The sequence below is a fragment of the Corynebacterium sp. MSK204 genome (assembly GCF_030229885.1).
In the GTDB taxonomy this organism is placed as follows: domain Bacteria; phylum Actinomycetota; class Actinomycetes; order Mycobacteriales; family Mycobacteriaceae; genus Corynebacterium.
In genome coordinates, this window is the sequence record NZ_JASPGQ010000016.1 from 37,459 (window position 1) to 47,142 (window position 9,684).

3 protein-coding genes are annotated in these 9,684 nt (G+C 58.8%); all 3 read right to left on the reverse strand.

Annotated elements, in window-relative coordinates:
• Positions 1–187 precede the first annotated feature (187 nt).
• On the reverse strand, positions 188–4,183 hold the full coding sequence (locus tag QP908_RS10065) for a DNA-directed RNA polymerase subunit beta' (protein WP_239275503.1): 3,996 nt from the start codon (positions 4,181–4,183) through the stop codon (positions 188–190).
• Positions 4,184–4,315: 132 nt separating this feature from the next.
• Positions 4,316–7,810, reverse strand: coding sequence for a DNA-directed RNA polymerase subunit beta (gene rpoB / locus QP908_RS10070; RefSeq protein WP_023016723.1), 3,495 nt, complete (start codon positions 7,808–7,810; stop codon positions 4,316–4,318).
• 376 nt (positions 7,811–8,186) lie between these two features.
• The gene (gene pgfA / locus QP908_RS10075; RefSeq protein ID WP_284772182.1) at positions 8,187–9,200 is read right to left on the reverse strand and encodes a cell envelope lipid trafficking protein PgfA; all 1,014 of its coding nucleotides are present in this window, start codon (positions 9,198–9,200) and stop codon (positions 8,187–8,189) included.
• Positions 9,201–9,684 lie beyond the last annotated feature (484 nt).

Sequence of the window (9,684 nt, forward strand, 5' to 3'; positions counted from 1 at the left end):
TTATCTGGGCCACAGGCTTTACTCATACTAGCAGGCACGCATACGGGTCCCCGTAACCGATTCGCCGGCCGAATCAGGCATGCGCAACCGTGACAACAACCCCAACAACAAGAGCCCCCGCTTACCGTATGCACGGAAGCGGGGGCTCTAATTGAACGCGGTGCCGAGGGACACGAGCGCCTAGGACTTAGAAGGTGAAATCCTCATCCAGCGGAACGGAGGCGCCGGTGAATTCACCGAAGCCATCATCGCCGTAGATGGAATCGCCGTAAGTCGGAATCGAGTATGCGGCGTTGCGCGCAGCCTCGGTCGGCTTGACGGAGATATTGCGGTAACGGGAGATACCAGTGCCGGCCGGGATCAGCTTACCGATGATGACGTTCTCCTTGAGGCCGATAAGCTTATCGGAGCGCTTGTTAATAGCGGCATCGGTAAGCACACGCGTGGTCTCCTGGAACGAAGCAGCGGACAGCCAGGACTCGGTAGCCAAGGAGGCCTTGGTAATACCCATGATCTCCGAGCGCAGCTGCGCCGGCTCGCCGCCTTCTGCAACCTGTGCAGCGTTCATCTGCTTGGCCTCAGAAAGGTCGATCAGGTTGCCCGGCAGCAGCTCCGTGGTACCGGCGTCGATGACGGTACCGCGGCGCAGCATCTGGCGGATGATGATCTCGATGTGCTTGTCGTGGATGGCCACACCCTGGGTGCGGTACACGGCCTGCACCTCGTTGATGAGGTGCTGCTCCACGCCACGACGGCCCAGAACCTCGAGCACGTCGTGCGGGTCAGCCGCACCACGCATCAAGCGGTCACCGGTCTCAACGTGGTCGCCGTCCTTCAAGGAACGCTCGATCATCGCATCCGGGTTGGACTCCATCGGGCGACGCACCTGGGCCAAGCCCTGGCGCTTGGAGAGCTTCTCGTAGATCACGTCATCAGAACCATCATCCGGGGTGATGGTCATGGTCCAGAAGTTGCCCTCATCAGACAGGGACACGGTGCCGTCCACGGAAGCAATTGGTGCGCGGTTCTTCGGGTTACGGGCCTCGAACAGCTCCTGCACACGCGGCAGACCACCGGTAATGTCGCCACCAACACCACCCTGGTGGAAGGTACGCATGGTCAGCTGGGTACCAGGCTCACCAATGGACTGTGCAGCCACGATGCCGACGGCCTCGCCGATGTCGACCAACTGACCGGATGCCATGGACTTGCCGTAGCACTTAGCACAGACACCGGCCGGGGTCTGGCAGGTCAGCACGGAGCGGACCTTGACGTCGGTGACCTTGGCATCGAGAAGCTTCTGCGTAAGCTCCTCGGTCAAGTCTGCACCAGCCTCTGCAACGACCTCGCCGCTTTCGTCCTTGACGTCGGTGGCAAGCACGCGACCGGAAGCGGAGGTCTCCCACAGCTCGGAGAGGACGACCTTGTCGCCGGAGACCTCGCCGATAGGAACGCGCACGCCCTGGCGGGTGCCACAGTCCTCTTCGCGGACGATAACGTCCTGAGCAACGTCCACCAGACGGCGGGTGAGGTAACCCGAGTCAGCGGTACGCAGCGCGGTATCGGCCAGACCCTTACGGGAACCGTGGGAGTTGTTGAAGTACTCCAGCACGGACAGGCCTTCACGGAAGGAGGTCTTAATCGGACGGGTGATGTAATCACCGTGCGAGTTCACAACCATGCCCTTCATACCGGCCAGCGTCCAGATCTGACGCATGTTACCGGCAGCACCCGACTTCACAATCATTGGAATTGGGTTGTAATCCGGGTAGATGCTCTCAACGGCCTCACCGACGGTGTCGGTAGCGTCCTTCCACAGCTCCACCAGGCGGTCATAACGCTCGCGCTCCGTAAGCGCACCCTGCTCCCAGTACTTACGCTCGATGCGCTCTGCTTCCTTCTCATAAGACTCGAGGATCTCGGTCTTATTCGGCAGCACCAGCACGTCAGACATCGTAATGGTCACACCGGAGCGGGTTGCCCAGTAGAAGCCGGCGTCCTTCATGTTGTCCAGAACCTGAGCCACGGTGATCATTGGGTACTTGGTGGCCAAGTCATTGACCACGTCACCAATGAGTACCTTGCCGTCGGTGCCGCCGCCCTTGCGGACCATGATGCCCTCAAGGTACGGGTAGTTCCACGGCAGCAGCTCGTTGAACATGATGCGGCCGATGGTGGTGTAACCCAACCATGCCTGGCCCTTGGACCAGCCATCGGGGAAGAGTTCTGCCTCAATATCCTCTGGCGGGCGCAGGTGATCGATGCGGACCTTGATAGGTGCCTGCAGGCCAACCGTGCCGCGGTCGTAGGCCATGAGGGCCTCGGCGTAGGAGGAGTACACGCCGGTTGCCGGGTAGTCCTCGCCAGCCTCGCGGTAGCGACCGTTGCCGCCGATCTCATCCTCTGCCTTGTCCATGGTGAGGTAGTACAGGCCAGTCACCATGTCCAGACGTGGCATAGCCAGTGGCTTACCGGATGCCGGGGACAAAATGTTGTTGGAAGCCAGCATCAGCACGCGAGCCTCTGCCTGTGCCTCGGCGGATAGCGGCAGGTGGACTGCCATCTGGTCACCGTCGAAGTCGGCGTTGAAGGCCTCACAGGCCAGCGGGTGCAGCTGGATAGCCTTACCCTCAACCAGCTTAGGCTCGAAGGCCTGAATACCCAGGCGGTGCAGCGTAGGCGCACGGTTGAGCATCACTGGGTGCTCAGAAATGGCCTGCTCCAGCACGTCCCAGACCTCTGGGCGCTGGCGCTCCACCATGCGCTTTGCAGACTTGATGTTCTGGGCGTAGTCATTTTCAACCAAGCGCTTCATGACGAAAGGCTTGAACAGCTCGAGTGCCATCAGCTTCGGCAGACCACACTCGTGCAGCTTCAGCTGCGGGCCGACGATAATAACGGAACGGCCGGAGTAGTCCACGCGCTTACCCAGCAGGTTCTGGCGGAAACGACCCTGCTTGCCCTTGAGCAAGTCAGACAGAGACTTCAACGGGCGGTTGCCCGGGCCGGTAACCGGACGGCCACGGCGGCCGTTATCGAAGAGCGCGTCCACAGACTCCTGCAGCATGCGCTTCTCGTTATTCACGATGATCTCTGGTGCACCCAGGTCGATCATGCGCTTCAGGCGGTTATTGCGGTTGATAACGCGGCGGTACAGGTCATTCAGGTCCGAGGTGGCGAAGCGGCCACCGTCCAGCTGCACCATCGGGCGCAGCTCAGGCGGGATAACCGGAATAGCGTCCAGCACCATGCCTGCCGGGTCGTTGCCGGAGTTCAGGAATGCGGCAACAACCTTGAGGCGCTTAAGCGCGCGCATCTTCTTCTGGCCCTTGCCGTTGTTGATGATCTCGCGCAGCTCCTCGGCCTCTGCCTCGAGGTCGAAGTTGCGGACCAAGGTCTGGATGGCTTCTGCACCCATGCCGCCGGTGAAGTAATCCTCGTAGCGGTCAACCAGCTCTTCGTAGATGGTCTCATCGATGACCATCTGCTTCGGAGCAAGCTTCAGGAAGGTGTTCCAGATTTCATCCAGGCGTGCGACTTCGCGCTCGCCGCGCTCGCGGATGTGCTGCATTTCCTTATCGGCAGCGTTTTGTACCTTCTTGCGGGCATCGGCACGCGCACCGGCTGCCTCCAGCTCTGCCAAGTCGGACTCGAGCTTGGAAGCGCGCTCTGCGATCTCGGACTCGGTATCGTCCTCAACGTCCTTCTTCTCCAGCAGCATTTCAGCTTCCAGAGTGGACTGATCGTTGTGGCGAGCCTCTTCATCAACGGAGGTGATGATGTTGGCAGCGAAGTAGATGATGCGCTCAAGGTCCTTCGGAGCCAGGTCCAGCAGGTAGCCCAAGCGGGAAGGAACGCCCTTGAAGTACCAGATGTGGGTTACCGGAGCAGCCAGTTCGATGTGGCCCATGCGCTCACGGCGCACCTTGGACTTGGTGACCTCAACGCCGCAACGCTCACAGATGATGCCCTTGTAACGCACGCGCTTGTACTTACCGCAAGCACACTCCCAGTCACGGGTAGGTCCGAAAATGCGCTCGCAGAACAGGCCGTCCTTTTCCGGCTTCAGCGTGCGGTAGTTAATGGTCTCGGGCTTTTTAACCTCGCCCTTAGACCAGCGACGGATATCGTCAGCAGTGGCCAGACCGATGCGGAGCTCGTCGAAGAGATTTACGTCAAACACGTAATGTCTCCCTTTCATCCTCGTAATGTGAGGAATTGATGGCTTTTAATGAATTAATCTTTATTGCCCGCCCGCGGCGGCCCCGGTGCTATACACCGGAACCGTGCATTCCGCAGTGGACCGAGAATCTATTTAGGCGATGTCAGCGGAAGAACCCTCATCGCGGGACAAGTTAATGCCAAGCGATGGGCTATCCATGTCATCGTCATCAGAGCCAGACAGCTCCATCGGGGTGCCGTCGGTGGAAAGAACCTCCACGTTCAAGCACAGGGACTGCAGCTCCTTGAGCAACACCTTGAAGGACTCAGGGATGCCCGGATCTGGAATATTATCGCCCTTCACGATGGCCTCGTAGACCTTCACGCGGCCTACCACGTCATCGGACTTGATGGTAAGCAGCTCCTGCAGGGTGTAGGCAGCGCCATAAGCCTGCATTGCCCACACCTCCATCTCGCCGAAGCGCTGGCCACCGAACTGAGCCTTACCACCCAGTGGCTGCTGGGTAATCATGGAGTAAGGACCAGTGGAACGGGCGTGAATCTTCTCATCGACCAAGTGGTGCAGCTTGAGCATGTACATGTAGCCCACGGAGATGGGGTACTTGTACGGCTCGCCCGAGCGGCCATCGAAAAGCGTGGCCTTGCCGTGCTCGTTGACCAAGACGTCACCGTCGCGGTTCGGGCGGGACGATGCCAACAGTCGCTCGATCTCGTGGTTGGTAGCACCATCGAAAACCGGGGTCGCGGTCAAGGAGTCCGCTGGGACATCGTAAAGCTCTTCCGGCAAGGTCTTGAGCAGCTCGGCGTTAGCCGGATCCTCGGTGTCGACCTTCCAACCAGCGTGAGCCAACCAGCCCAAGTGCAGCTCAAGCACCTGACCGATGTTCATACGACGCGGCACACCGTGGGTGTTCAGCAGGATATCCACCGGGGTGCCGTCCTCCATGAACGGCATATCCTCTGGCGGCAGAATCTTGCCCACAACACCCTTGTTGCCGTGGCGGCCGGCCATCTTATCGCCGTCCTGAATCTTGCGCTTTTGTGCAACGTAGACGCGGATCATCTCGTTGACACCAGGTGCCAGGTCGTCATCATCATCGCGGGAGAAGCGAGCAACGCCAATGACTTTGCCCACCTCACCGTGCGGAACCTTCATGGAGGTATCGCGCACCTCGCGGGCCTTCTCACCGAAGATGGCGCGCAGCAGGCGCTCTTCCGGAGTCAGCTCGGTCTCACCCTTCGGGGTGACCTTACCCACCAGGATATCGCCGGCACGAACGTCAGCACCGATGCGGATGATGCCGCGCTCATCGAGGTCGCTCAAGACGTCCTCGGAGACGTTTGGAATCTCGCGGGTGATTTCCTCGGCGCCCAGCTTGGTGTCACGAGCATCGATCTCGTGCTCCTCGATGTGGACGGAGGTCAGGATGTCCTCTTCCACGATGCGCTGGTTGAGGATGATGGCGTCCTCGTAGTTGTGGCCTTCCCACGGCATGAACGCAACCAGCAGGTTACGGCCAAGCGACATCTCACCGTTGTGTGTACCTGGGCCATCGGCCAAAACCTGGCCAGCCTCTACGCGCTGACCCATGGACACCAGCGGGGTCTGGTTGTAGTTGGTGCCCTGGTTGGTGCGCTCGAACTTGCGCAGGATGTAGGTATCGCGCTGGCCCTCATCGTCCATGATGGTGATGACGTCAGCGGTGACGTTTTCCACCACACCGGCCTTAGGCGTAATGACGACGTCGCCAGCGTCATATGCGGCGCGCTGTTCCATACCGGTACCCACCAGTGGGGCCTCGGAACGAACCAGCGGAACCGCCTGCTTCTGCATGTTCGCACCCATCAAGGCACGGTTAGCATCGTCGTGCTCCAAGAACGGAATCATGGCGGTACCAACGGAGACCATCTGGCGCGGGGAAACGTCAACGTAGTCCACACCGGAGGCATCGGTCACTCCGATGTCACCCTCCTTCAGGCGGACCTCGATGCGCTCACCGATCAGGCGGCCTTCCTCGTCCTGCTCGACCTCAGCCTGAGCAATGGCGAAGCGGTCCTCCTCATCAGCGGTGAGGTACTCAACCTGATCCGTAACCTTGCCGTCAACGACCTTGCGGTACGGGGTCTCGATGAAGCCGAACGGGTTCACGCGGGCGTAGGATGCCAGCGCACCAATCAGGCCAATGTTCGGGCCCTCAGGGGTCTCAATCGGGCACATGCGGCCGTAGTGCGAGGCGTGCACGTCTCGCACCTCAATGCCGGCGCGCTCACGGGACAGACCGCCTGGGCCCAGCGCGGACAGGCGGCGCTTGTGGGTCAGGCCGGACAGGGAGTTGTTGTGGTCCATGAACTGCGAGAGCTGCGAGGTACCAAAGAACTCGCGGATAGCAGCAGAAACCGGACGCACGTTAATCAGGGACGTCGGCGTGATGGACTCTGCGTCCTGGGTGGTCATGCGCTCGCGCACAACGCGCTCCATGCGGGACAGGCCCACGCGGACCTGGTTCTGGATGAGCTCACCCACGGTGCGCAGACGACGGTTACCAAAGTGGTCGATGTCGTCGGTGTTCAGCGAGATCATCTCACCGTTGGGTGCCTTCATCTCACGCTCGCCAACGTGCAGGCGTACCAGGTACTCCAGGGTGACGGCGATGTCTTCTTCAGTCAGGGTCATCAGACCGTCGTGGTCGCCGCCAAGACCCAGCTTGCGGTTGGCCTTGTAGCGGCCAACCTTGGCAAGGTCATAGCGCTTAGCGCGGAAGAAGGAGTTATCCAACAAGGACTGCGCCAGCTCACGGGTAGGCTGCTCGCCCGGGCGCTGCTTGCGGTAGATCTCCAACAGTGCTTCATCGGTATTGGAAACGCCGTCAGATTCCAGGGTGGACATCATGAGTTCAGAGAAGCTGAAGCGCTCCCTGATCTGCTCCTCGGACCAACCCAGCGCCTTCAACAGGACGGTCACCGGCTGGCGGCGCTTACGGTCAATGCGCACGCCGACGGTATCGCGCTTGTCCACGTCGAACTCCAGCCAAGCACCGCGGGAAGGAATAATCTTCACGGAGTGCAGCGGGCGTTCGGTGGACTTATCGATGGAACGATCGAAGTACACGCCTGGGGAACGCACCAGCTGGGAGACGATGACACGCTCGGTACCGTTCACGATGAAGGTACCCATATCCGTCATGATCGGGAAGTCGCCGATGAAGACGGTCTGCGACTTAATCTCTTGGGTGTCGTTATTAATGAACTCTGCGGTCACGTACAGCGGCGCGGAGTAGTTGATGTCCTTTTCTTTACACTCGTCGACGGTGTTTTTCACCGGCTCGAAGCGAGGCTCCGACAAGGACAGGGACATATTGCCCGAGTAGTCCTGAATCGGCGAGAGCTCTTCGAGGATATCCTCGAGACCACTCGTCACGCGTGCGTTATCGCCGCGCTCAGCCTGCTCACGCTCGCGCCATTCCGGCGAGCCGACGAGCCAAGCAAAGGAATCGAGTTGTACGTCAAGGAGGCCCGGCAGGGCGATAGGCTCGCTAATTTTTGCAAACGAGTATCGCTTCGGGGCTCCGGGGATATTGGCCACTGACTTGGTCTGGCGGGAGACTGCCAAGATGGGTCCTTCCAGCACCTCACGCGGATTGCTACTCGCCCTGGCCGACGAGCAGCAAAACCGCTGGTAATTTTAGCATTCGGTCTGCTGTGGAGTGTCTGGGTTCAGAATGCACAAAATCACCTTGTCAAGTCGGTTTTGCCATCACCAACCCGAAAGGCTAAATGTGCACCGAAGATCCAGATTCCAGCGCAACGAATTAGTGTATAGGAAAAACTCAAGTATGTAAAGACACACCACTCTTAAGGCTTTTTTCATTCCGCGTTCGGGGGCAAGCTCTCGCTCGCCGCTGCGCCAACGCGGCAATAATGTTGCGCCAGATCTAGCGGGGCAACCACAAGCACCGTACCACTAAAAACTCATTCCACCGCAACCCGAACCGCGCTTAATACTCTTATCTGGCACTTTCGCTAGTAATTTCGCTGGCGCTTTTCTTTCCGCGTCGGCGCACATGCTTGTTTTTATGGTCGTAAATTCCCAGCGCCCCAATGACTCCAATAAAGGTGAACACGATACCGATACCCAGTGCCGCCCACCGCGCAATCTCCGCCACGCGGTTACGTGGGAACGATTTCGCTTCATCGAGTAGCGCCGCGCGGGACTTCTCTGAGGTGGAACCATTAAAGACGAATGCTTGCTCGCGGCCTACGCCCTCTCGGTCCGCGTAGTAGTCATCGATATCCATGTCCATGCCCACCACCAGGCCGGTAGCTTGGTCGACGTAGAAATCCGTACTGCCCGAGTGCATCAAATAACCAGGTTCGTGTCCCCCATCTTCCTTGGGGAAAGAGGTGGTATTGCCATCGGCGGCATAAAGCTGCGCTACGTTTGTTGGCTCGATTTCCTGGTGATACCGATACACCGTACGGCCATCTATTTCAGTTTCCTCTTCAAAGACCGCGTCCACTGCCTTGCGCAAGGTGGGGTCAAAGACTGGGTAATTCGTCTTTTCCACATCCGCCGGGAATTTTAGCCAGTACCCATCGACAGCAACCTTCTCCTCAGGGCTGGCCAAGGTATGGCTCAGGCTGGCCTCTGCCTTTGCCTCACCGCTCAGGCGGTCAATGGGATAGGTCCACACCTGCGCCTGGCTTAAATCATCGAGTCCTTGGCCATCGTCGCGCAGGCGCGTCTCCCCTATGCGCAGCGTCGCAGTATCTTCATCCGAAGGCTCTTGGATGCCCGCATTGATCTGGTAGGTCATCGGCCCGGAATAAGGCGACGTTCCATCCTTATTGACCACTTGGGAATCCGCGGACTCATCCTTAAGAGTCCACGTGGTGTTTTTGAGTTCCAACGGCAGCCGCGGCGAGAAATCCAAAAACGCCGGCGCCGCTACTCCGGCGGTCACCAGCGCAACGCCGAGGCCGAGCAGGAGGACGGAGAAGATGCGGGACTTGGGCAGCATGGTGGCTTATCCTACCGACTCGTTTGTTCAAAACACACTTCCTGAAACGAGATATAGAACTTTTGTAGGATACCCGGACCCAAAGTGCTCATGTAGATTCTAATTACCTCAAGTAATGCACATCACACTACCGGGAGATTTTACCTTGCATCACACAGAAGTAGCACCGCGTCTCAGCGCTCAGATAGCACGGGAGATTCTAAACCAGACAGAACACCCCACACCACGACCCAATCACAAGCTGGACGCCTTTGTTAATGATTACAAAATCAAGGCAGCAAATCACGACGTAAAAAAGGACTTTTAGCTAGCCCCTGTGGATGCAAGCCCCTCAAGCATGCATCCACAGGACCCCGCCATTTATCTATGACGATCCTTATAGACAAAAATATCACCATAAGACTTCAAGTGACGCGGGCTTGTTTTAGGGACCGGTAAGGCGGTACCAGGTACCGGGGTGGCGGTAGCCGCCCGGTAGCCGGTT

Bases quoted from the DNA above. Each gene is read 5' to 3' on its own strand.
- pgfA (WP_284772182.1), bottom strand. From the start codon at position 9,200: ATGCTGCCCAAGTCCCGCATCTTCTCCGTCCTCCTGCTCGGCCTCGGC.